The organism is Micrococcus luteus NCTC 2665 (assembly GCF_000023205.1).
Lineage (GTDB): Bacteria > Actinomycetota > Actinomycetes > Actinomycetales > Micrococcaceae > Micrococcus > Micrococcus luteus.
The window spans coordinates 2102208-2123485 of the sequence record NC_012803.1 but is presented as its reverse complement, the minus strand read 5'-3'; the positions used below and the strand labels follow the sequence as shown (position 1 = coordinate 2123485).

Genomic DNA, 21278 nt, shown 5'->3' with positions numbered 1-21278 from the left:
ACCTCAGTGAGATACGCAAGGCAAGTGTTGTGTATTTGCCGCGTGGGGGGGCGGTGGTGCCGTGTGTCAGGGATCGTCTGCGCATCTGACCCTTCTCGGCGGCCGTGGCCGGGTCAGAAGGGTCAGGTGCGCAGAAGATTCCCGAGGGTAGGGGCTGTCACTCCCGGGTCCGCTTCCGGGAACGGCGGAGTTCCTCAGCACGACGACGGGCCTGCTCGAGGTCGTCCGTCGAGGCGATGAACTCGGCCTCCGCCGTGTAGCCGACATCGACGGCGCGCAGGACCTCGCCCGGGCGGCCACCCGGAGGGACGCCGAAGGGCGCTGACGTCACGTCGGGTTCGTCGATGCCCGGGAACCAGCGGGCGAACTGCTCGTGCAGGTCGGGGTCCACCACGTACAGGTAGGTCCCGCGGACGCCGCGGGTCAGGAGCACGTTGTAGATGTTGATGACGTACTCGCGCAGGTCCTCGTCCGAGTAGGTGCGGCTGAGGTAGCCGTTGTTCTTCTTGCCGCCCGTGTCCGCATAGTCGGCACGGGAGAAGACCACCCGCTGGGCCGTGTCGTCCCACTGCAGGTCCGGACCGATGACGACGCCGGCGTAGTTGAGGTCATACCCCTGGAGGGTGTGGATGGAGCCGATCTCGTCGAGTGAGCCGGGGGAGTCGACCCAGTCGGTGTCGGCGACGTTCCACGGCATCCGTACCCCGTCGAGCTCGATGTCCCAGTCCGGCTTCGACGGATCCTTGCGGAAGCCCTTGCTCTGCCACTTCCAAGCAAACCCGGCGGCAAGACGGGCGAGGGTGAACTCGGTGTCGCGCGCACGGATCGCCTCGCGCATCGCGCCGAAGTCCGTGAACAAGCGCAGGTCGTACTCGCCCAGGTCCGGGGCCGGAGGGTGCTCGCCCCGGAGGAGCTTGCCGAAGAAGTCGACGTACGAGTCGGACGCCTTGACGCGGAGCTGTGACACCAGCGCGTGGTGACGGTGTTCGGCGTGCGCCCGCGCGAGGAGGGCGTCCATCGTCGCGGCGTCGAGGTCGGCCGGACGCACCGTCTGGCGCGGGTCCACGAGCAGGACGACGTCCCTGGCCTGCTGGGTGATCCAGTCGAGCTGGGTGTGGGAGACGTCGTCGTCGCCGAAGAGGCGCTGGTTGATGGCCGTGTACTTGTTGTTCAAACTGCCGTTGGACTGCGCCGAGCGCAGACCGAGGCGGTGGGCCTCGTCAACGATCAGGATGTCGTAGCGCTCCTCGGCGTCTCCGACGTTCCACACGGACAGCACCATGGACGGGTGCAGCCCCGGCGTCCGGCGGAAGACACGCTTGAGGGACTGGCGGAGGGACTGCTGCGGTACGACGATCCCGATGCGCAGACCACGGCCCTCGGTGCTGCGCAGCAGGGCGTTCCGGTTGGCGTGGGTGAACAGGTCGAAGAAGTCGTGGTCGGAGCTGAGGTCCACCTCGACGTCCTCCTCCGTGAGGTTCGCGAGGTCCACGAGCAGTTTCGCCAGGAACACGCCCACCACCGTCTTGCCGGTGCCGGGGCCGCCCTGAATGACGAGCGGGCCGCGATCGACGTCGTCATCGGCGACGAGCAGCTGGATGATGTGCCGCAGCGATGCCTCCTGCTCCGGCGTGAGCACCTTGAAGGGCGAGAGCTTGAACAGGGTGCTGTTGAGGATCTGCTCGCGGGAGCGGCTGAACACCTTCTCTGCCCGCAGCCGCTCGAAGATGGCAGCGAACATCTCCTGGTAGCGCGTGCGGTCGTAGTAGTCCGACTCCGTCATGCCGGCGTTGCGGTTCAGGACCTCGCGGGCGCCGTCGCCGCTGAGCATCTGGATGAGGTAGCGCTCCAGGTCCAGGGCGGCGGACTTGTTGAACTCGTCATGAAGCACCACGCGCATCGTCGTCAGGCGAGCCTTGCGCGGGTCCATGTGGTGCTGTCCTCGTCGGGCGACGACATTCGTCGTCTCGCCGACGTAGACCTGCTTCTCATTGTCGATCACGTACACGGCGGGCCAGTCCCGCATGCGCGCGTTCTTCTCCTGCTCGGGGGGAAGGGCGCCCTTGAACGGCAGGCGTTCCAGTGTGTACCCGGGGTTGTGGTCGGTCATGACGACGTCGCCTCCTCGTCCCCGCCTGTCGGCACCGGGTGCTTGACCCGCGTCTTCACCAGCTTGGCCTGGATGATCTCATCCACGTCCCAGCCCATCTGGTCCGCGAACATGAACGCGTAGGTCAGCACGTCCGCCAGCTCGTCCTGCACCTCAGCCATGTCCGCGCCGTCCTCCGTCCACTGGAAGTGCTCGAGCAGCTCTGCGGCCTCGATGCTGATGGACTTGGCGAGGCTGGCCGGGGTGTGGAACCGGGCCCAGTCACGTTCGGCGACGAACTCGCGCAGCTGGGCCAGGGTCTCGTCGTGTTTGTTCATCTCATCCCCACATCCTTCCGTCCTCTGCGGTGCGCAACATCTGGACGGGGCGTTCCAGCACCCGAGCGACGCCAGTATGGTCGGCCAGCCGCGCCGCCAGTGTCGCGCGGGCGAGGTCCAAGGGCAGCATCTCGTGGAACTTCAGACCCCGTACCGCGGCGTCATCGACTAGCGGGTCGACGCCGGCCAGGTCACCTCCGAAATTCGACGTCGCCTGGCGCAGGGCTCTTCCGAGCGATGCCGCATCGACGTCGCCGCGCAACCTGAGGGAGAAGTTGTCGAATCGGAGCTTTTCGCCCAGCAGCTCCGGTGCAACCTGCTCGAGCGCGGCGACCAGGAGCGCGTTGGCCCCCGCGCCTCCCCACGTCCACCAGCGGAGGTCGTCGGCGGTCGATGCGAGGACCGTGTGATCTGCGGCCGCCGTATACCCCTCGGCTTCGCGGTGGTCGGCCAGCGCGTCCTGCGCGCGACCGGTGAGGACGACGCCGGCCGGAGTCCGTCGGCGCCATCGCGTTGCGGAACCGAGGGTGGTGGAGGAACACCGCGTAGTCCACGTACGGGATGATGCGCTGGCGCGCCGCCCCCGGCTCGGCGGCCTTGAGGGTGCGCTCCAGGAGGCTCCGGAACCGTTCCGCCTTCTTCTTGGCGCCGGCCAGGGGGGATCGCTGCGGGGCGTGGCCCGGGCGTTCCCAGCGCAGGCCCGTGCCCGTGAGCGTGCCGGAGTAGTACTTCAGCTCCAGCAGGATCAGCTGAGTGCGTGCCAGGACGAGCGCGTCCACCTCATGCCACTGGCCGTCCTCGTCCGGGAACTCGAAGTTGGTCCACACGTGGAAGGGGGACTCGTCCGGGAGGATCTGGCGGAGGATGTCCAGGCCCTGCTGCTCATGCTCGAACGGGGACGGCGAGACCGCATGCCAGCGGGAATCCGGCAACGGCATGGGGTCTCCTCTCCGGTGAGGGGGCGGCGCCCGCTTGAGGCATCGGCCGGGCGTGGTCAGCCTCTCGATCCTAAGGGGCGACTGACCAGGAAGGGAGGACACCGCACCCGCTTGACGTGGCCACCGTCACAAGGGATCCACAGCATGATCAACTCCGCCAAGGCTCGCCACGTGCATGAGCTGTTCAGCAGCCACATGAAGGCCCACTACGTCGTCCCGCCTTACCAGCGCGAATACTCCTGGCACCGTGCGCAGTGGGAGTCGCTCTTCGCCGACCTGGTGGAGTCGGACCACGAGCACTTCCTGGGGACCATCATCACCCTCAGCCGGACCAAGGATTCCCTCAGTGGCCCCGTTCTGGAGGTCATCGACGGCCAGCAGCGCCTGACCACCCTGACCATCCTGCTGGCGGCCGTCCACTCGCACCTGAAGGACGCCGAGGACTTGGACGAGGACGCTCACTTCGAGGTGATGACGCTGCGCCGTGAGCTCGTCCGGGACGAGGAGAAGGCGCCCCGACTGACCCCTCAGGTCCAGGGCGCCAACCGCGCCGACTACCACGCGATGCTCGAGGATGCCGGCCTGCCGGTGAAGTCCGAGAAGAAGGCGTATTACCCCTCCCGGAAAGTGGCCAAGGCGTTCTGGTTCTTCCGCGCAGCCATCACCGAGCTCGCCGAGGAACGCGGGGAGCCGGTGAGCGCGACGGCGCTTTCCGTCCTGGCCGCCGCCCGGCGCGCGCTGATCGTGAACATCGAGGTTTCCAGCGCGGCCGACGCGTTCGTGCTCTTCGAGTCGCTCAACAACCGCGGTGTCCCCTTGACCCCGGTGGACCTGATCAAGAACAGCTTCCTGGCGGGGGCGGAGCAGAAGGCAGGGATGGAGGTCGAGGAGGCCTTCGAGCTGTGGAACGAAACCCTCGCCCATCTCGGGGACTCCTATGCCACTCATGAACGGTTCCTCCGCCACTTCTACAACGCCTTCCGCGGTGACCTGCCCCCGGTCAAGCTGGCGCCCGTCGCCACCAAGAAGAACCTCATCCGCATCTACGAGTCCCTCCTGGACCAGGACCTCGAGGGGACTGTGCGCTCCTTGGAGCGTGCCGCCCAGGTGTACGGGCGCATCGCGGGCGTCGGGGACGTGGAGGCGCCGACCAGCCTCGACCGGGAGCTGGCCGCCCTGCGCCGTGCCCAGGCTGCTCCCTCCTACGTGCTGATGATGTGGCTGATGGTGCGCCAGGAGAAGGCGGGCTGGAGTGAAGAGGATCTGGCCGCCGTCGCCCGCCTGCTGGTCAGCTTCTTCGTGCGACGCAACCTGACCGGCTTCCCGGCGACCTACGCGCTGCCGCGCCTGTTCATGGACGTGATCGACGAGGTGGCCGGCAGCGAGCCCGATCAGCTGCCCTCCATCGTGCGCGGGTCACTCGTGGCCGCCTCGGCCAGCGATGCGACCTTCCGTGAGCGGCTCGAGGGCCCCGTGTACGAGGAGAACCGTGATGTGACCCGCTTCCTGCTGGCCGCGCTGGCCGAAGACGCGATGACCAAGGAGACCCGGGTGGACCTGTGGGCGCAGTCCGGCAAGACGTTCGTCTGGACGATTGAGCACATCCTCCCCCAGGGGGAGAACCTCCCGCAGGAATGGGTGGACGCGCTGGGCGGACCGGAGGCGGCGGCGGAGGCCCAGAGCCGGTTCGTGCACACGCTCGGCAACCTCACCATCACCGGCTTCAACTCCACCCTCGGCAACCAGTCCTTCCAGCGGAAGCGAGACCGTACCGACCAGCAAGGGCGGGCCATCGGATACCGGAACGGACTCGCGCTGAACGCCGAGCTCGCCGAGAAGGAGACGTGGACCTCGGCTGACATCGAGGCGCGGACGGCCCGTCTCGTGGAACGCGCCCTCGAGAGGTTCGCGCTGTGACCCTCCCGACCGCACGCCGCCGTCTGATCGAGGGGCTGGTGAGACGGAGCGACGTCGCTCCGGTGGACCGGACCACCAGCATGGTCGTGGACTATGCCCGCGGCGCCACGCTGGACGCAATCGGGAAGAAATGGGGTGTCACCCGCGAGGCGGTCCGGCAGATCATCAACGGGAAGTCCGAGGTTACGGTCCCGGAGCTGAAGGAGTACCGGAGGATTGTCGCGCAGGAGGAGCGCAGCTTGCTCCGGGCCGGCCTGCGAGCGTGGTCTGAGTCGAACCGCGGGGTGGGTCTGGAGGTGGCCGCCCGTAAATTCGGTGTCGCTGAGGAACAGGTTGCTGAGCTGCTCGGCAAGCGCGCGGACCTGCACCGCGCCAACCCGCGGCGCCGGACCACGGCGATGCGAGCCACGGAGGAGGAACTGCTCGACCTCCTGCGGCAATTCCACGCCGAGACCGGGCAGACGACGGCGGCCGGCTATACGGCGTGGGCCAGGACTCGGGGAGTCCCCGGGCACCAGACCGTCGCCATCCGGTTCGGTCGGTGGAACGCAGCACTCGCCGCCGCTGGAATCCGTCAGGCGGAACCGGTGCCACGGGAGTCCAGATACACGACCGACGATCTGTGGGCTGCGGCCGTGGAGGCATTCTCGGCACCGGACGGCCCCGTCACCCATCTCGAGTTCGTGGCGTGGCTTCAAGAGCGGGAGGGCATGCCGTCGGATGCGTTGATCCGCAACCGTCTGGACGTGTCCTTCGAGAACCTCCGCCACACGGCTCTGCGCATGGCCGCCACCCGGGAGCTCATCCCTGGGGTGACCGGTGGGGTCTTCGAGCGGCGGCAGTGGAAGGCCAAGACCGACGAGGGCGACGACGCCGCGTCGGCAATCGATGTCGTGCGGCGGGCCATCGAAGACCTCGGGCCGACGCTGTCGTCGGGACGGTACTCGGCGTGGGCCAAGGAGCACCGGTGCCCCAGCGCGACCACCCTGCAGCGCCGCGCGGGTCTGCAGTGGGGCGACCTGGTGGCCGCCGCCGGGGGACTGCCCAACGCCAGGAAGAACACCGGGTACAGCGACGAGCAGCTCACCGAGTGGATGCGGCGTTTCCTGACTGAGACCGGGTCGAGTTCCAGCACGCTCTACACGTCCTGGCAGGCCGCCAATGGAGCGCCCAGCTACATCACCGTGGCCACCCGGTTCGGCGGATGGCCCCAGGCGGTGGCGGCCGCGCGATCGTGAGCCCGCCCTACACTCGCGTCGGATCGCGGCCTCGTCAGCGAGAACACGACCATGACCGTTCGCCGCCCTGTCCGTCTCCTCGCCGTCCGCGCGCTGGCCTCGCTCCTCGCCGGCGCCTGACGGCCACGCCGGCCGCCGCCGTCACGACCCCCGAGCCCACGTCTACGGTGGTGACCGCCTCCACGGCCTGCGCACCGGCACCTATCTGGCCGAGGCAGGGGACACGTGGGCGTTCCAGGCCCCGCGCCTGGGCGTGACGCTCGCCGGCCTGCTGGCCGCCAACGGTGCCACGTCCACGATGCCCCTCCGCCGCGGGGCAGGCGATCGTGGTTCCGGCCTCCTCCATCCACACGGCGGCCACCGCACGGACCGGGACCACCTACTCCGGCCCCATGCCGGTCTCGGCGCAGGGGCCACGCGTGACCGTCGTCGGGGACTCGAGCGCACTGGGATCCACCTCGCTGATGAACCTGGAGATGCCGGGGATCACCGTGGACGCTAAGGAGGACCGCACCTTCGCCGAGGGCCTCACCCGCCTCGGGCAGCTCAAGGCCGCCGGCCGGCTGAGGGACATCGTCGTGCTCGGTCTGGGCGTGAACACCGGCGGCACGGCCGCCGCCCAGGCCCGCCAGGCCATGGACCTGGTCGGCCCGGATCGGGAGCTCGTGCTGGTCACCGCGTCCGGGCCGGTCGCCTGGAGGGCCTTCACTGAGCAGGCCATGCGCGACCTCGCTGCCCGCTACCCGGGCCGGGTGGCGGTGACGGACTGGGAGGCGGCCTCGCGGTACGTCACCGACTTCCGCGCGGACCGGATCCACCCCCGCGCCCAGGGCCTGAGCGTCGACGCGCAGCTGGTGCGCCTCGCGGCGGACCGCGCCACCGGCGCCCGGACCGTGACCGTCCAGGCGGGGCAGACGCTGAGCGGGATCGCGGTGGCCTACGCCGTCCCGGGCGGCTGGTCCGCGATCTCCCGCGCCACCGGCGTGCCGCTCGCTCAGCTGCTCAGCCTGAACGGGCCCACGCTGAGCACAGTCCTCCACCCCGGCCAGGTGCTGCGGATCCGGTGTCCGCTGACCCCCTCACCCCGTCCACCCCACCCAGTACGCTCGCCCCATGAAGATTGGTCTCCGCAAGCCCAGCCTGAAGAAGTCCATCAAGGCCCGCACCACGGGCCGCGCCAAGCGTGCGATCAAGCGCAAGGTCATCCCCGGCTACGGCCGCAAGGGGATGGGCTGGCTGCGAGATCCGAAGCGCGCCGCCTACAACGCCGTCTACCGGCGCACCACGGTCGGCCTGGGCGACGTCCTGAAGATGTTCAAGTGACCTCCACGCCCTCGCGCGCCTGACCGGGGTCGGCCCGGTGGAGGCGCGCCGCCGGCCTGGCCACTGGCGGCCTGGGCCGCGGCCCGCCCCTCACCGGCCCGCGAACGCCTCCACCCGCCGCACAGCCTCCGGGTGCTCGGACGCCGCCGCGATCGACGCCGCCTCCTGCCGCACATGCGCGCGCAGCGCCTCGACGTCGGCCCCGCGCGCCAGCGCCTTGGTCGGCCCGTAGGTGTGTGCCGGACCGGCCACCAGCTCGTCCTCGAGCGCCGCCAGACGCGCCGCGAACGCGTCCCCGGCCACCGCCTCGGTCGCCAGGCCCCACGCGACGGCCTCGGCCCCGTTCAGGCGCCGCCCGCCGAGCAGCAGCTGCGTCGCGCGCACCGGCCCGAGCGCCCGCGGCAGCCAATAGGACACGCCCGTGTCCGGGGTCATCCCGAGCGCGGAGAACGCCGTCACCAGCTGCGCATCCTCGCGCACCAGCACGACGTCGCCGCCCAGCATGAGCCCGAGCCCCGCCCCGGCGGCCGTCCCGTTGACGCCGGCCAGCACCAGCAGGCGAGAGCCCGTCAGCGCCACCGCGACCTCGCCCGCCGCCTCGCCGAGCTCCTGGATCATCGCGCGCCGCTCCGGCCCGGCGGGCGCGGCGGCCATGGCCTGGACGTCCCCGCCGCCGCAGAAGATCCGCCCCGCGCCGGTCAGCGTGAGCACGTGCACGGACTCGTCCGCCTCGGCCGCGGCGATCGCCGCGAGCACCTCGCGCGCCATCGTCAGTCCGAGCGCGTTGCCCTTCGCCGGCCGGTTCAGCGTCAGCCGCACGACGCCGGGCCGCGTCTCGACGAGGACGGCGGGGGCGTCGTCGGAGGAAGAAGGGGTGGGTGCGGTGGTCATGTCAGCTCCTGGGGTCGGAAGGTGGGGGCGGGTGCCGGGCACGAGAGCGGCCGGCCGGGGCTCACGCGAACGCGCTGTACCCCGTCAGGTCCCGGCCGAGGATCAACGCCTGCACGGACTCGGTGCCCTCGTAGGTGTGCAGCGCCTCGACGTCGGCGAAGTGCCGCATCACCCGGTGCTCCAGGAGGATGCCGTTGCCGCCGAGCATGTCCCGGGCGATCTGCGCGACCCGCCGCGCGCCCCGGGTGCAGGCGTACTTCAGCAGGGAGGCCTGCTCGTCACGCAGCCGCCCGGCCGCCTGCAGACGGGCCACGGCCACGCAACGGGTCTGCATCGCGGTCACCTCGTCCAGCATCTGCGCGAGCCGCTCCTGCACCATCTGGTGCGCTCCCAGCGGCTTGCCGAACTGCTCGCGCTGCCGGGCGTACGCCAGCGCGGCCTCGAACATCGCCGTGGCGTGGCCCAGCGCGGACCAGCCCACGTTCACGCGGGTGGCCACCAGCACGCGCGCGGCGTCTTTGAACGTCGCCACGCCCGGCAGCCGCGCGTCGTCGCCCACCCGCACGTCGGTCAGCGTGATCTCGGCCTGGTGGATCGCCCGCAGCGCGCCCTTGCCCGTGATCACCTCGGCCTCGTATCCGGGCGTGGACTGCTCCACCACGAACCCCTTGACCTGCCCGTCCTCGGTGTCGCGCGCCCACACGATCGTGATGCCTCCGGCGGCCCCGTTGCCGATCCACTTCTTGGCGCCGTTCAGCACCCAGCCGCCGGCGCCGTCGGGCCGCGCGGACGTCTCGAGGGACACCGAGTCCGAGCCGTGCAGCGGCTCCGTGAGCGCGAACCCGCCCGGCAGCGTGCCGCGCGCCACCGGCGCGAGGTACCGCTCCTTCTGCTCCGGGCCGGCGCAGTGCACCAGGGCGCGCAGCACGAGCCCGCCCTGCACCGCCGCCGCGGCCGCCATCGACCCGTCCGCCCGGGAGATCTCCATCGCCACCAGGCCAGCCGCCAACGGGGACATCACCGCGTGCCCCGGCACCTCCAGCCCGTCCGTGAGCAGGTCCAGCTCACCCGCCCGCGCCACCAGGTCCAACGGGTACTCCGCCCGGTCCCAGTGCCCGTCGATCCGCTCGAGCACCTCCCGGCCGTAGGCACGGGCGCGGTCCCAGTGAGTGCGGTCCTCGTCCGTGGCCTCCCCGAACGCGTCCAGGTAGTCGACGTCCAGGGGCGTGACGACGTCGTACGTCGGCTTCTGCCTGCGCGTCACCGGGCCTCCTGCGTGCGCTCGGCGCGCAGCGCGCGCTTGAGGAGCTTGCCCGACTGGTTCCGCGGCAGCTCCGCCACGAAGTCCACGCGCTTGGGCACCTTGAAGCCCGCCAGGCGCTCCTTCACGTGGGTGCGCACGGTCTCCGCGGTCAGCTCGGCGCCCTCCTTGAGCACGACGACGGCGGTCACCGCCTCGATCCAGCGCTCGTCCGGCAGGCCGATGACGGCGACCTCGGCCACCTCGTCGAGCTCGTAGATCGCGTCCTCGACCTCGCGCGGGGCGACCAGCACGCCGCCCGTGTTGATGACGTCCTTGATGCGGTCCACCACCTGGATGTAGCCGGCCGCGTCCTGGGTGACCTGGTCGCCGGAGCGGAACCAGCCGTCGTCGGTGAAGGCGTCCGCGGTGGCATCGGGACGGTTCCAGTAGCCGGAGAGCAGCTGCGGCGAGCGGTACTGGATCTCGCCGGGCTCGCCGGGCGCGGCGGGGGCGCCGTCGGCCGTCATCACCCGCGCCTCCACGTGGAACACGGGGCGGCCGCATGAGGCCGGCCGCGCGTCGTGCTCCTCGGGGCGCAGCACGGTGCACAGCGGGCCCAGCTCGGACTGGCCGAAGCAGTTGTAGAAGCCGATGCCCGGCTGGCTCTGGCGCAGGCGCTGCAGCACGGTCACCGGCATGATCGAGGCCCCGTACTGGGCTTTGCGCAGCGAGGAGAGGTCGCGCGTGGCCAGGCCCGGGTGGTTCGCCAGCGGCACCCAGACGGTAGGCGCCAGGAACAGGGAGCCGATGTGCTCGGTCTCCACGAGCTCGAGCATCCGGGGGATGTCCGGGGCGGCCAGCAGGCGCACCGTGGCCCCGAGGCTCAGGTAGGGGAGCAGGAACACGTGCATCGCGGCCGAGTGGTACAGCGGCATGGCCACCAGGGGGCGGTCCTCGGCCGTGAAGTCCAGCGCGATGATCGAGGAGAGGTACTCCGCCACGAGCGCCCGGTGGGACATCATGGCGCCCTTGGGGGTGGAGGTGGTGCCGGAGGTGTAGAGCAGCTGGGCCAGGTCGGTGGCCGACACCTCCGCCTCCGGGGCGGCGGCGTCCAGCGTCTCGTCCTGGGCGGTCTGAAGCACGGAGGGCTCGGCGTGGCCGGCGGGGAGCATGGTCCACACGTGCCGCAGAGCCGACGCGCGGCCCTCGGCCCGGACCTGGTCGACGCGCTCGAGCATGCCGGCGTCGGCCACGAGCAGCTCCGCGCCGGAGTCCTCGAGGGCGTGCGCGAGCTCGCCGCCCTTGAGCGCGAAGTTCACGGGCACGTGCACGTAGCCGGCCGTGACGCAGGCCAGGAAGAGCAGCGCGTAGGCGTCCGAGTTGGTGGCGTAGGCGGCCACCCGGGTGCCGGCCGGCAGGCCGGTGTCCTGGAGGCGGCGGGCCACGCGGTGCGCTCCGTCCCGGAGCTGGGCGTAGGTCCAGTCGCGATCCTCGAAGCGCAGGGCGACGGCCTGCGGGGAGCGGGCGACCGCGCGTGCGAACACGCGGCCGATCGTGTCCTCCGGGGCGGGGGAGAGGTGGGCGGCGGCGTCGGTGGGGTGGGTGATCTGGTCTGGCATGGGAACCTCCGGGGGATGGGTCAGAGACGTTCGATCACGGTGACGTTGGCCTGGCCGCCGCCCTCGCACATGGTCTGCAGGCCGTAGCGGCCGCCGCTGCGCTCGAGCTCGTGCAGCAGGGAGGTCATCAGGCGGGCACCGGTGGCGCCGATGGGGTGGCCCAGGGCGATCGCCCCGCCGTTGACGTTGACCTTCGCCGGGTCCGCGCCGGTCTCGGTCAGCCAGGCCAGCACGACGGCGGCGAACGCCTCGTTGATCTCCACGAGGTCCATGTCGTCGATGGTCAGACCCATGCGGTCGAGCGCGTACGCCGTCGCCGGGATCGGGGCGGAGAGCATCATCACGGGGTCGGCGCCGCGGGCGGAGAGGTGGTGGATGCGGGCTCGCGGGGTGAGGCCGTGGCGGCGCACGGCCTCCTCGGAGGCGAGCAGGAGGGCGGCCGCGCCGTCGGACATCTGGGACGCGGTGGCCGCGGTGTGCAGCCCGCCGGGGACGATCGGGTCGAGCGAGGCGATCTTCGCGGCGTCCGGGGTGCGGGGGCCCTCGTCCGCGGTGAGGCCGGCGAGGGGTAGGATCTCGCGGTCGAAGCGACCGTCGGCCTGGGCGGCGAGCGCGCGCTCGTGGGAGCGCACCGCGAACGCCTCCAGGGCGTCACGGTCCAGGTTCCAGTGCCGGGCCATCATCTCGGCCCCGCGGAACTGGGAGATCTCCTCGTCCCCGTAGCGGGCGGCCCAGGACTCGGAGCCGGTGAACGGGTCGGGGAAGCCGAGCTCGCGGGCGGCCGTGTTGGACCGGGAGAGCGGGATCGCGCTCATGGACTGCACGCCGCCGGCGACGACGAGGTCCGCCGTCCCGCTCATGACGGCCTGCGCGGCGTAGTGGACCGCCTGCTGGCCGGAGCCGCACTGGCGTTCGACCGTGGTGCCGGGGACGTCCTCGGAGAGCCCGGCCGCGAGCCAGGCGTTGCGCGCCACGTCCATGGCCTGCGGGCCGAGCTGGTCGATGCAGCCGAGGATGACCTCGTCGTACTCGGCCGAGTCGATGTCCTGGCGGGCGACGAGCTCGCGCAGCGGCGCGGCCGCCAGATCGAGGGGATGCACGCCGGCGAGCCCCTTCCCTCGGCGACCCACGGGGGTGCGGACGGCGTCGATGATGTAGGCCTCGGGCATGGGGGCTCCTCCGGACGGCGGGGACGTGACGCCGATCACGCTATTGCTTGGACGTCCAACGATCAAGAGTGTGACGGGATCCGTCGCGGCGGCGCGGACGTCGCGGAGGGCGCCGTTTCGTCAACGAAAGCGGCTCGGGGCGCGCCGTTTCGGCCACGAAAGCGCTGGGGGCGGGCGTCGCCTCGCCCTGGTCAGGACCCCCTGCCCCGGGCCTAGCGTGAGGGCCAGCGGCACGCACCCGTGCCGGCGAGACGAGAGGAACCGGCCATGGCCACCCCGCACACCCCCGACCCCCAGGACGCCCGGCGCGCACGCGAGGCGACGGACGAGACCTCCGGCGTCGCGTTCGACGGCGACACGCCCCCAGCCGAGGGTGCAGGCGTCGGCCCGGACAACCCGGGCATGGACGTGGAGCAGACCGGCGAGCGCTCGGCCGGCAAGATCGTGCTCGGGCTGATCATCGCCCTCGTGGTCATCGGCGTCCTGCTGTTCATCCTGGGCCGCGTCGCCGGTCTCGGCTGAGCCGCGGCGCAGACGCCTGGGCACGCCACGACCACGGGGCGGGCACCGATCCGTCGGTGCCCGCCCCGTGGTTGTGTCCGCTCCGCGGTGATGCCGTTCAGCGACGACTCCGCGCCCGCGCAGCGGTCAGAAGCCGCCGCCCATGGTCCGGCGGCCACCCGCCGTGCGTCGGCCGACGGCACCGGACCGGCCGCGGGAGGCGAGGGCCCCGCCGAGCAGCCCGCCCAACAGACCGGTGCCGAGTCCGCCCGTGGACCGGGCCGAGGGTCCGAAACCGCCGCGGTACGCACCGGAGCCGCGCCCGCGCGTCGTGCCCCCGGCGCCGCGGCGCGAGAGCTCACGCAGCGCCAGACCGCCGAGCGTGCCCAGGAGGGCACCGCCCAGGCCGCTGGACCGGCGTCCCTGAGTGCGGGCCTGCCGCCCGAAGCCGGGGGACCGGCCGTCGTGCGCACCGATCGTGGGACGGCTGGAGCGGCCGCCGCCGAGAGTGCGGGTGATGCTGGAGAGGATGCCCATGGTGTCCTCCTCGGACGTCGTGCCGGCCGCTCGGGTGTGGCCGGTCGGGTGCGCCTCAACCTAGGCCCCGACCCCCGCACGGTGTCCAGACCGCGCCTCCTCATGCATCGAGGCGGGATATCCACCCCACGGCCGCCCGCGGCAGCCGGATGGGGTCGATATCCCGCCTCGAAACGCGCGGGAGGGCGGGGGCGTCAGTCCTCGAGCGGGGAGGTCTTCGGCTCGTCCCGCCAGAGGGCCACGTTCCGCGCCTCGGGCAGGTCGGAGATGTGGAAGCCCGGATCCATGCCCGCCTTGAGCTTGCGCTCGTAGTCCCGGAGCAGCTTCACGGCCAGCCCGCCCAGCGGGATGATCGCCACGAGGTTGATGGTCGCCATGAGGGCCGCGAACGTGTCCGCGAGGTTCCACACCAGCGCCACGGAGCCCAGCGCGCCGCCGACCACGCACACCAGCACGAGCACGCGGAACACGGTGATGGCCCGACCCGCGTGGCGGCCGGCCAGGTACCGGATGTTGGCCTCTCCGTAGTAGGTGTTGCCCAGCACGGAGGACCAGGCCAGGAAGAAGATGATGACCGTCAGGGCCGGGCCGGCCCACGCGCCCACGGCCTGCTGGAGCGCACCCTGGGTCACCTGCATGCCGAGCGCCTCCCCGCGCCCGTAGGCCGGGTTGGAGAGCAGGATGATGAACGCGGTGGCCGAGCACACGATCAGGGTGTCGAAGTAGACGCCCAGGGACTGCACGAAGCCCTGCTTGGCCGGGTGGGAGACGGCCGCGGTGGCGGCGGCGTTCGGGGCGGAGCCCATGCCGGCCTCGTTGGAGAACATGCCGCGACGCACGCCCTGCATCACCATCGTCATGCCGACGGCGGCGCCCGCGACCTCGCGCAGGCCGAAGGCGTGGCCCACGATCAGCGCGATCATGCCCGGGACCTCGGTGATGTTGACGACCATCACGATCAGGGCCAGGAGGATGTAGAACGTGGCCATCGCGGGGACCAGCACGTTGGTCACGGCCGAGAGTCGGCGCACGCCGCCGAAGATCACGAGGCCGGTGAGGACGGCCAGGCCCAGGCCCACGATCCACGCGGTGGTGGAGGACGCGCCCCAGTTGGCCTGCACGGACTCGGAGATCGAGTTGGACTGCACGGCGTTGAACACGAAGCCGTAGGTCACGGTGATGGCGACGGCGAACACGGCCGCCAGCCACTTCGCGCCCAGGCCGTCGCGGATGTAGTACGCGGGGCCGCCGAAGTAGCCGTCCGCGCCCTTCTGCTTGTACAGCTGGGCCAGCGTGGACTCGACGAAGGCGGTGGCGCCGCCGAGGATCGCCAGCAGCCACATCCAGAACACCGCGCCCGGGCCGCCGATCACGATCGCGATCGCCACGCCGGCCACGTTGCCGGTGCCCACGCGCGAGGCCGCCGAGATGGTGAAGGCGCGGAACGGGCTCACGCCGTCGTTCTCGAACCCGGTCTGGGACTTGGCCGTCACCGACCGCAGCATCTCCGGGAGCATGCGCACCTGCACGCCCACGGTCCGGATGGTGAACCACACCCCGGCCACGAAGAGCAGCGCCATCACGACGTACCAGTACTTGTCGTTCAGGGCCGTGATGGCCGCTGTGATCTGTTCCACTGTCGCTTCCACAGCCCCACCTTAGAGGCTGGGGCGGAGGACGGGGAATCGGGGGCCGGGGTCAGCCGGTGGCGTCATCCTCGACGCGGAGCTGGATCAGCTGCCCCATCCGCTCGGGCAGGTCCCCCTCGGGGGTGCCGACGCTGGCGTGGCGGGCGGCGGCCCGGGCGAGGTCGTCGGCCAGTTCGTTGCCGTGCACGCCCACGTGGCCCTTGACCCACGTGGTGTCCACCTGGACGTCCGCGGCCTGCGCCAGGTCGACGGCGGCCAGCAGGCGCCGCAGGGTGCGGCGGATGCGCTCGCCCCGGGCGCCGCCGAGGGTGAGCCGCTCGCGGCGGGCGGCGTTGAGCATGGCCAGCGCGGCGCGCGAGTCCGAGTGGATGGTGACCCGGCCGCCGGGGGTGCCCGCCCACGCGCAGATCACGTGCCCCAGCACGAGGGCCTCGAGTTCCACCTCGAGCGGCATCGTGGCCCCGGCCACGGCCTGCACGGCCCACATGTTCGGTCCGGCGACGGCGGCCGCCCCGCCGATGCGGGAGCCGCGCAGCACGGAGCCGTCCACGTACACGTCCGTCACGTCCGCCTCGTCCGTGAACGTGAGGCTGTGGGTCACCCCGGGCAGGTTGCGGCGCAGGAAGCGGTCCGTGCGGCGGCGGGAGAGGAAGACGCCGGAGGAGCGGCGCAGCGCGTCCTCCTCCTCCTGGGCGGCCTCGACGGCCTCGAGCGGGATCCGGGCCGCACCCGTCTGGGCGACCGTCTCCGGGTCCACGTCCGGCAGCAGGTAGCTGGAGCGCTGCGTGCCCACGGGGGACTCGTCGAGCCGGTAGGAGACCACGCGCGTGTCCACGGGGGCGAGGACCTCGAGCAGGGCGAGCAGCTCGGCGTCCCGGTCCGAGCGCAGCCGCACGATCACCGGGCGCTCCGGCGGCAGCTCGACCGTGACGGTGGACCAGAAGGCGCTCAGGTGCGCCGTGCCGATCATGCCGGTGTAGACCTGGCCGCGGACGTCGTCGCCGAGCTCGCGCAGCTCGAGCTCGCGGGCCACGTAGACGATGCCCCCCGTCGTCGGGTGCAGGTCCAGGCGGAGGGCGGGGCCGTGGTCCACGCCGGGCAGCATGGCCAGCGGGCTGGCCACCACGCGGACGCCGTCCCGGCGGATCCGGGTGCGCGGCGGGGCGGGGCGTGGGACGACGGGGCCGGTGCGCGTGAGGTCGACGTCGTTGCGGTCCCGCGGGGCGCCCCGAGGCCGGCGCGCACGGACCACGCGCAGGGGACGGTGCTGCTCCTCCCCCTTGGCGCCCGGACCACGGAAGTCCCAGCCCACGTCGACGAGCGCCGCGGGGTGCGCGGCCTCGACGTCGTGATGCAGCGTCCGGTCCACGACCGTCCGCGGGTGGTTGATCCGTGCTCCCATGGCTTCGCCGGCTGTGTCGAAGGAGACCGCGCCGACGCTGTGAGCCGGGTCCGGCGGGCCATGCTGGTCCTGCGGCGGTCGGGCGGGATCGCCCTGAACGAAGGGGACGACCCGTCCCGACCTGTCCGCCCGACCTTACCGAGCGCACCTGTGAGGAGGCAGGTCTCCTCTCCTCGGCCTCCCGCGCGGCGGCGCCGGACGGGGGCTCAGAGCGGGTCCGTGCGGTGCCGCTGCACGTCCGGGCCGGTCGGCACGCCGAGCGCCTGCGCCTGCGCGCGCTGCTGCCGCAGGGACACGGTGCCCAGCAGCAGCGCCAGGGCCCGCTCCCCGTCCTCCGGGGTGTCCGCCGCCTCGGTGAGCAGACGGTGCAGGCCGAGGCCGCCCAGCCCGAGCGCGAGGGCGGAGAGCACCACGTCCGCCCCGTCCCGGTGCCGCAGCAGGGCGGCCTCCGCGGCCTCGGCGCGGCCCGCCAGGTCCGTGACGCGGCGGGCGCGCACGGTCTCCTCCGCCTCGGCGACGATCCGGTCCGCCACCCGCGCCAGCAGCGACTGCTTGTCCGGCACGTGCCAGTACAGCGCGGAGGCCTGCACGCCCAGCACCGCGGCCACGCGCCGCATGGACAGGTCGCCCATGCCGAAGTCCTGCAGGATCCCGACGGCGGCGTCCACCACGTCCTGGGCGGTCAGCCGGGGGCGGGGTGCGGGCGGGGTCATGCCTGAGAGGCTACCGCCGGGCCGTCCTCCTCCGCCGCGATGCGTCCGCCCGCGCCCAGGCGCACGGTGCGGTCGGCCATCACCGCCGCCTCCGCGAGGTCGTGGGTGACGACGACGCCGGTCGTCCCCGCTGCCCGCAGCACCGTCCGGATGTCCTCGGCCAGGCGCCGGCGCAGGTCCGCGTCGAGCGCGGACAGCGGCTCGTCCAGCAGGAGCACCCGCGGGGCCGGGGCCAGCGACCGGGCCAGCGCCACGCGCTGGGCCTGCCCGCCGGAGAGCCGCTGCACGGGCCGGTCCTGGAGCTCGGTCAGGCCCACCAGGTCCAGCAGCTCGGCCACGCGTGCCCGCCGCCGGGCCCGGTCCCAGCCGGCGGACTCGAGACCGTACGCCACGTTCCGGCCCACGGTCCGGTGCGGGAACAGCTGCCCGTCCTGGAACACCATCCCCACGCCCCGGCGGTGCGTCGGCACCGCGGCCACGTCCCGCCCGTCGAGCTCCACCGTGCCCGCCACGACGTCCTCGAGCCCGGCGATCCCGCGCAGGATGGTGGACTTGCCCGAGCCGGAGGCGCCCACGAGCGCCACGATCTCCCCGGCGGCCACGTCCAGGTCCGTCCCCCGCACGGGGGTGGAGCCGTCCGGATAGCGGATCGCCACGTCCCGCAGCCGGAGGGAGGCCCCCGTCGCCGTCGGCGTCATCAGAGACCTCCCGCCCCGGCCGGGCCCCGGGGGCGCAGCCGCTCGCACACCAGCATGATCCCGGCGCTCAGCACGGCCAGCACCGTGGCCGCCGCGAGCGCCATCCCGTAGTTGTCCGCGCCCGGCCGGCCCAGCAGCCGGGCGATCAGCACCGGCAGGGTGGGCGCGGACGGGCTCGCCAGGAAGCTCGTGGCCCCGAACTCGCCCAGGGACACCGCGAACGCGAAGCCCGCGGCCACGCCCACGCCGCGGGCGAGGAACGGGCCGTCCACGGTGGCCAGCACCCGCCACGGGCCCGCCCCGAGGGTGCGCGCGGCCTCCCGCAGCCGCGGATCCACCGCCGCGAGCACGGGCACGAGCGCCCGCACCGCGAGCGGCAGCGCCACCACCGCCTGGGCCAGCGGCACGAGCACGCCCGAGGCCGCCAGCTCCGGGAACGTGGCCCGCAGGGACACGACGAAGCCGAAGCCCACGGTCACCGCGGACACCCCGAGCGGCAGGAGCAGGGCGCCGTCGAGGGCCCGCTGGGCCGCCAGCGCCGCGCGTGAGCGGAAGGGCCGGGTCAGCAGCAGGGCCAGCGGCACGGCCACCACGAGCGTCACGAGCGTGGCGTCCACGGCCACCCGCAGGGACTGTTCGAGCGCCTGCGCCGGCGTCGACCCGCCCACGAACCCGCTGCCCGCGCTCGTGGAGAGCAGCTCGTAGTTGCCCAGCCCCCAGCCGTGGCGGGTGTGGAAGGAGCGCACCACGAGCGTCAGGATCGGCGCCACCACGAGCGCCACCACCGCGAGCATCACGGCCACCGGGACCGCGTCCGCGCGCGTGAGCCGGGCCGGCGGCGTCTCCCGCAGGCGCAGCGCCCGCTGGGTGCGCGCCGCCGTCACGCCGGAGACCACGACGGCGGCCAGCACCACCGCGAACTGCAGCACGGAGAACACCGCCGCGGTCCGCAGGTCCAGGTAGACGGAGGTCTGCACCCAGATCTCCGACTCGAGCGTGCCGTAGCCGGGCCGGCCGAGCGTCTGGACGATGCCGAACGCGGACGCGCAGAACAGGAACACCAGCGCCGCGCTCGCGGCGATCGCCGGGGCGAGCTGGGGCAGCGTCACGGTGCGGAACGCCCACCACGGCGAGGCGCCCAGGGTGCGGGCGGCCTCGGTCTGGCGCGGGTCCAGCGCGTTCCACAGCGCGCCCACCTGGCGCACCACCACGGACACGTTGAAGAAGACCATGGCCAGCACGACGGCGGTGGTCGTCTGGTCCAGCCCGGTGAAGCCCAGCGGTCCGCCGGGGGCGAGCAGGGCGCGGAACGCGACGCCGACCACCACCGTGGGCAGCACGAACGGCACGAGCACGAGGGCGCGGAGCACGGCCCGCCCCGGGACGCGACGCCGGTGCAGCACGAACGCGGTCGGCAGGCCGAGCGCCACGGAGACCACCGTTCCGGCGGCGGCCATCCCGAGCGTCTGGCCGAGGATGCGCCACGTGCGCTCGCGGGCGAGGGTCTCCCCGAAGGCGGTGAGGTCCACGGCGCCGGTGAACGCGTCCGCGTCGCCGCCGATCCCGCGCCAGAGCATGGCCGCCACGGGCCACGCGAAGAAGACGAGCAGGAAGGCGACCGGCAGGACGGCGGCCACCAGCCACCACGGGCCGAGCCCGTCCCCCCGGCCGCGGGCCCGCCGGCGCGGCAGGTCCGTGCCGGGGGCCGCGACCTCGGTGAGCGCGGACATCAGCGCCGGGAGGCCTCGGACAGGGCGGTCCACTCCTTCAGCAGGTCCTCGCGGCGCTCGTCGATGCGGGCGGGGTCCGGGGTGATGGCGTCCTCGACGAGCGGCGCGTTCTGCGCCCACTCCTCGGGCAGCTGCACTGACTCGTCGATCGGGTACATGTACATCGACTCGGGCAGGGCGGACTGGACCTCCTCGGTGAGCAGGAAGTCCACGAACGCCTGCGCGCCCTCGGGGTTCTTCGCGCCCTCGAGCACGCCGGCGTACTCGACCTGCGGGGTGCAGGAGTCCTCGATCACCTCGGTCTCGGGGGCGAACGCGGGGGAGGAGGAGTAGGAGAGCACCACCGGGAACTGACCCTTGCCCTCGCCGCCGGAGAAGTCCGAGTTGTAGGCGTCGGACCAGCTGTCGGCGACCTTGCCGCCGTTCTCCATCAGGCCCTGCCACCAGTCCTGCCAGCCGTCGTCGCCGTACTTCTCCGTGGTGGCCGCGAGCAGCGCCAGGCCGGGGGAGGAGGCCACGGGGGAGGTGGCGACCGTCAGCTTCGCGTACTCGGGGTCGTCGAGCTGGTCGATCGAGGTGGGGGCCTCGACGTCGTGGTCGGTGAACCACGCCGGATCCGTGTTGAAGCACACCTGGCCCTGGTCCACCGGGGTCATGCGGTCCTCCACCATCCGGTCCTGCGCGGAGGCGGGCAGGTCCTTCGGTGTGTAGGCGGCGACGACGCCCTCGCGGACGAGGCGGTGCGCCGAGTGGTCCTCCACGCCGTAGACGCCGTCCACGGTGGGCTCGTCCTTGGCCAGCAGGAGCTGGTTCACCACGCTGCCGGCGTCGCCGGGGGCCGTGGTCTTCAGGGTGTAGCCGGACTCCTGCTCGAACTTCTGGACGAGCTCCTGGGGCAGGTTGAACGAGTCGTGCGTCATGATCGTCACCGTCGTCGGCTCGCCGCCGCCGGCCCCGGAGGCGGACGACGACGCCCCGTCGCCGGACGAGCCGGACACCGAACAGCCGGTGAGGGCGAGGGCGGCCACCGAGAGGGCGGCGAGGGCGCGGTGCGGGGTGCGGGACATGGCGGTTCTCCTCTGGGACGGCAGAGGGGCCGGGACGAGGCCGCCACCGGAATCCCGGGACGACGTCGACCGGGAGACTCGACTTCCTTCGCCGGTGCGGACCGGAGCAGGTTCGAGGGTCTGCGGCGGACCGCACTCTCAGCGCCGCGCGGGCGCTCCCCTGTCGATGTGGACTGGTCCCGACCCTACCCCGTCCGGCCCGCGCATAGACTGCCC

General features: G+C 72.5%; 18 protein-coding genes and 1 riboswitch. Of the genes, 4 read left to right on the top strand and 14 right to left on the bottom strand.

Annotated features, from left to right (window positions below):
* Positions 1–157 precede the first annotated feature (157 nt).
* The 3 genes from MLUT_RS21280 to MLUT_RS24310 all read right to left on the bottom strand — a co-directional run bounded on the left by MLUT_RS21280 (position 158) and on the right by MLUT_RS24310 (position 3365).
* Positions 158–2110, bottom strand: coding sequence for a DUF2075 domain-containing protein (locus tag MLUT_RS21280; RefSeq protein WP_010080150.1), 1953 nt, complete (start codon positions 2108–2110; stop codon positions 158–160).
* Positions 2107–2427 (bottom strand): nucleotide pyrophosphohydrolase, encoded by a 321-nt coding sequence (locus MLUT_RS21275; RefSeq protein WP_010080151.1) that lies wholly within the window; start codon positions 2425–2427, stop codon positions 2107–2109. Before MLUT_RS21275 ends, MLUT_RS21280 begins: the two co-directional genes overlap by 4 nt.
* 191 nt (positions 2428–2618) lie before the next feature.
* Complete coding sequence (locus MLUT_RS24310) at positions 2619–3365, bottom strand: NERD domain-containing protein (RefSeq protein ID WP_010080153.1); 747 nt, start codon at positions 3363–3365, stop codon at positions 2619–2621.
* A 144-nt stretch (positions 3366–3509) separates the two neighbouring features.
* Between MLUT_RS24310 and MLUT_RS21270 the strand changes: the two genes are divergently transcribed.
* The 3 genes from MLUT_RS21270 to MLUT_RS23840 all read left to right on the top strand — a co-directional run bounded on the left by MLUT_RS21270 (position 3510) and on the right by MLUT_RS23840 (position 7843).
* Positions 3510–5282, top strand: a complete 1773-nt coding sequence (locus MLUT_RS21270) for a DUF262 domain-containing protein (protein ID WP_010080154.1) — start codon at positions 3510–3512, stop codon at positions 5280–5282.
* Complete coding sequence (locus MLUT_RS21265; protein WP_010080155.1) at positions 5279–6520, top strand: homing endonuclease associated repeat-containing protein; 1242 nt, start codon at positions 5279–5281, stop codon at positions 6518–6520. The genes MLUT_RS21270 and MLUT_RS21265 overlap by 4 nt, the downstream gene beginning before the upstream one ends.
* A gap of 1113 nt (positions 6521–7633) precedes the next feature.
* The gene (locus MLUT_RS23840; protein WP_002857973.1) at positions 7634–7843 is read left to right on the top strand and encodes a hypothetical protein; all 210 of its coding nucleotides are present in this window, start codon (positions 7634–7636) and stop codon (positions 7841–7843) included.
* A 90-nt stretch (positions 7844–7933) separates the two neighbouring features.
* Here the strand turns inward: MLUT_RS23840 and MLUT_RS21250 are convergent, their stop codons facing one another.
* The 4 genes from MLUT_RS21250 to MLUT_RS21235 all read right to left on the bottom strand — a co-directional run bounded on the left by MLUT_RS21250 (position 7934) and on the right by MLUT_RS21235 (position 12765).
* A complete protein-coding gene (locus MLUT_RS21250) occupies positions 7934–8734 on the bottom strand; it encodes an enoyl-CoA hydratase/isomerase family protein (protein WP_010080157.1) in 801 nt (266 codons plus the stop codon).
* A 61-nt stretch (positions 8735–8795) separates the two neighbouring features.
* Positions 8796–9998 carry an acyl-CoA dehydrogenase family protein gene (locus MLUT_RS21245; RefSeq protein ID WP_010080158.1) on the bottom strand — a complete coding sequence of 401 codons (1203 nt, stop codon included), beginning with the start codon at positions 9996–9998 and terminating at the stop codon, positions 8796–8798.
* Entirely contained in the window at positions 9995–11596 is a 1602-nt protein-coding gene (locus tag MLUT_RS21240; RefSeq protein ID WP_010080159.1) for a fatty acyl-CoA synthetase, read from the bottom strand. The genes MLUT_RS21245 and MLUT_RS21240 overlap by 4 nt, the downstream gene beginning before the upstream one ends.
* A gap of 20 nt (positions 11597–11616) precedes the next feature.
* The gene (locus MLUT_RS21235) at positions 11617–12765 is read right to left on the bottom strand and encodes an acetyl-CoA C-acetyltransferase (protein WP_010080160.1); all 1149 of its coding nucleotides are present in this window, start codon (positions 12763–12765) and stop codon (positions 11617–11619) included.
* Between the two features lie 267 nt (positions 12766–13032).
* On the opposite strand from MLUT_RS21235, the gene MLUT_RS21230 reads away from it, so the two are divergent.
* Positions 13033–13287: a DUF6480 family protein gene (locus MLUT_RS21230; protein WP_010080161.1), complete on the top strand. Its 255-nt coding sequence runs from the start codon at positions 13033–13035 to the stop codon at positions 13285–13287.
* A gap of 126 nt (positions 13288–13413) precedes the next feature.
* Here the strand turns inward: MLUT_RS21230 and MLUT_RS21225 are convergent, their stop codons facing one another.
* From MLUT_RS21225 to MLUT_RS21195, 7 genes are all read right to left on the bottom strand, one after another.
* Positions 13414–13803 (bottom strand): hypothetical protein, encoded by a 390-nt coding sequence (locus MLUT_RS21225; RefSeq protein ID WP_010080162.1) that lies wholly within the window; start codon positions 13801–13803, stop codon positions 13414–13416.
* Between the two features lie 194 nt (positions 13804–13997).
* Entirely contained in the window at positions 13998–15440 is a 1443-nt protein-coding gene (locus MLUT_RS21220; RefSeq protein WP_010080163.1) for an alanine/glycine:cation symporter family protein, read from the bottom strand.
* Between the two features lie 61 nt (positions 15441–15501).
* The gene (locus tag MLUT_RS21215) at positions 15502–16854 is read right to left on the bottom strand and encodes an RNase H family protein (protein WP_010080164.1); all 1353 of its coding nucleotides are present in this window, start codon (positions 16852–16854) and stop codon (positions 15502–15504) included.
* A 206-nt stretch (positions 16855–17060) separates the two neighbouring features.
* Positions 17061–17567 carry a TetR family transcriptional regulator gene (locus tag MLUT_RS21210; RefSeq protein WP_010080165.1) on the bottom strand — a complete coding sequence of 169 codons (507 nt, stop codon included), beginning with the start codon at positions 17565–17567 and terminating at the stop codon, positions 17061–17063.
* On the bottom strand, positions 17564–18265 hold the full coding sequence (locus MLUT_RS21205) for an ABC transporter ATP-binding protein (RefSeq protein ID WP_010080166.1): 702 nt from the start codon (positions 18263–18265) through the stop codon (positions 17564–17566). The genes MLUT_RS21210 and MLUT_RS21205 overlap by 4 nt, the downstream gene beginning before the upstream one ends.
* Complete coding sequence (locus MLUT_RS21200) at positions 18265–19995, bottom strand: ABC transporter permease (RefSeq protein ID WP_012751086.1); 1731 nt, start codon at positions 19993–19995, stop codon at positions 18265–18267. The genes MLUT_RS21205 and MLUT_RS21200 overlap by 1 nt, the downstream gene beginning before the upstream one ends.
* On the bottom strand, positions 19995–21062 hold the full coding sequence (locus tag MLUT_RS21195) for a thiamine ABC transporter substrate-binding protein (protein WP_010080168.1): 1068 nt from the start codon (positions 21060–21062) through the stop codon (positions 19995–19997). The genes MLUT_RS21200 and MLUT_RS21195 overlap by 1 nt, the downstream gene beginning before the upstream one ends.
* A gap of 66 nt (positions 21063–21128) precedes the next feature.
* Positions 21129–21234: riboswitch (TPP riboswitch) on the bottom strand.
* Positions 21235–21278: the final 44 nt, after the last annotated feature.

Coding starts and splice junctions, on each gene's coding strand:
- MLUT_RS21280 (WP_010080150.1), bottom strand. CDS start 2,110: ATGACCGACCACAACCCCGGGTACACACTGGAACGCCTGCCGTTCAAG.
- MLUT_RS21275 (WP_010080151.1), bottom strand. CDS start 2,427: ATGAACAAACACGACGAGACCCTGGCCCAGCTGCGCGAGTTCGTCGCC.
- MLUT_RS24310 (WP_010080153.1), bottom strand. CDS start 3,365: ATGCCGTTGCCGGATTCCCGCTGGCATGCGGTCTCGCCGTCCCCGTTC.
- MLUT_RS21270 (WP_010080154.1), top strand. CDS start 3,510: ATGATCAACTCCGCCAAGGCTCGCCACGTGCATGAGCTGTTCAGCAGC.
- MLUT_RS23840 (WP_002857973.1), top strand. CDS start 7,634: ATGAAGATTGGTCTCCGCAAGCCCAGCCTGAAGAAGTCCATCAAGGCC.
- MLUT_RS21250 (WP_010080157.1), bottom strand. CDS start 8,734: ATGACCACCGCACCCACCCCTTCTTCCTCCGACGACGCCCCCGCCGTC.
- MLUT_RS21240 (WP_010080159.1), bottom strand. CDS start 11,596: ATGCCAGACCAGATCACCCACCCCACCGACGCCGCCGCCCACCTCTCC.
- MLUT_RS21235 (WP_010080160.1), bottom strand. CDS start 12,765: ATGCCCGAGGCCTACATCATCGACGCCGTCCGCACCCCCGTGGGTCGC.
- MLUT_RS21230 (WP_010080161.1), top strand. CDS start 13,033: ATGGCCACCCCGCACACCCCCGACCCCCAGGACGCCCGGCGCGCACGC.
- MLUT_RS21225 (WP_010080162.1), bottom strand. CDS start 13,803: ATGGGCATCCTCTCCAGCATCACCCGCACTCTCGGCGGCGGCCGCTCC.
- MLUT_RS21215 (WP_010080164.1), bottom strand. CDS start 16,854: ATGGGAGCACGGATCAACCACCCGCGGACGGTCGTGGACCGGACGCTG.
- MLUT_RS21210 (WP_010080165.1), bottom strand. CDS start 17,567: ATGACCCCGCCCGCACCCCGCCCCCGGCTGACCGCCCAGGACGTGGTG.
- MLUT_RS21205 (WP_010080166.1), bottom strand. CDS start 18,265: ATGACGCCGACGGCGACGGGGGCCTCCCTCCGGCTGCGGGACGTGGCG.
- MLUT_RS21200 (WP_012751086.1), bottom strand. CDS start 19,995: ATGTCCGCGCTCACCGAGGTCGCGGCCCCCGGCACGGACCTGCCGCGC.
- MLUT_RS21195 (WP_010080168.1), bottom strand. CDS start 21,062: ATGTCCCGCACCCCGCACCGCGCCCTCGCCGCCCTCTCGGTGGCCGCC.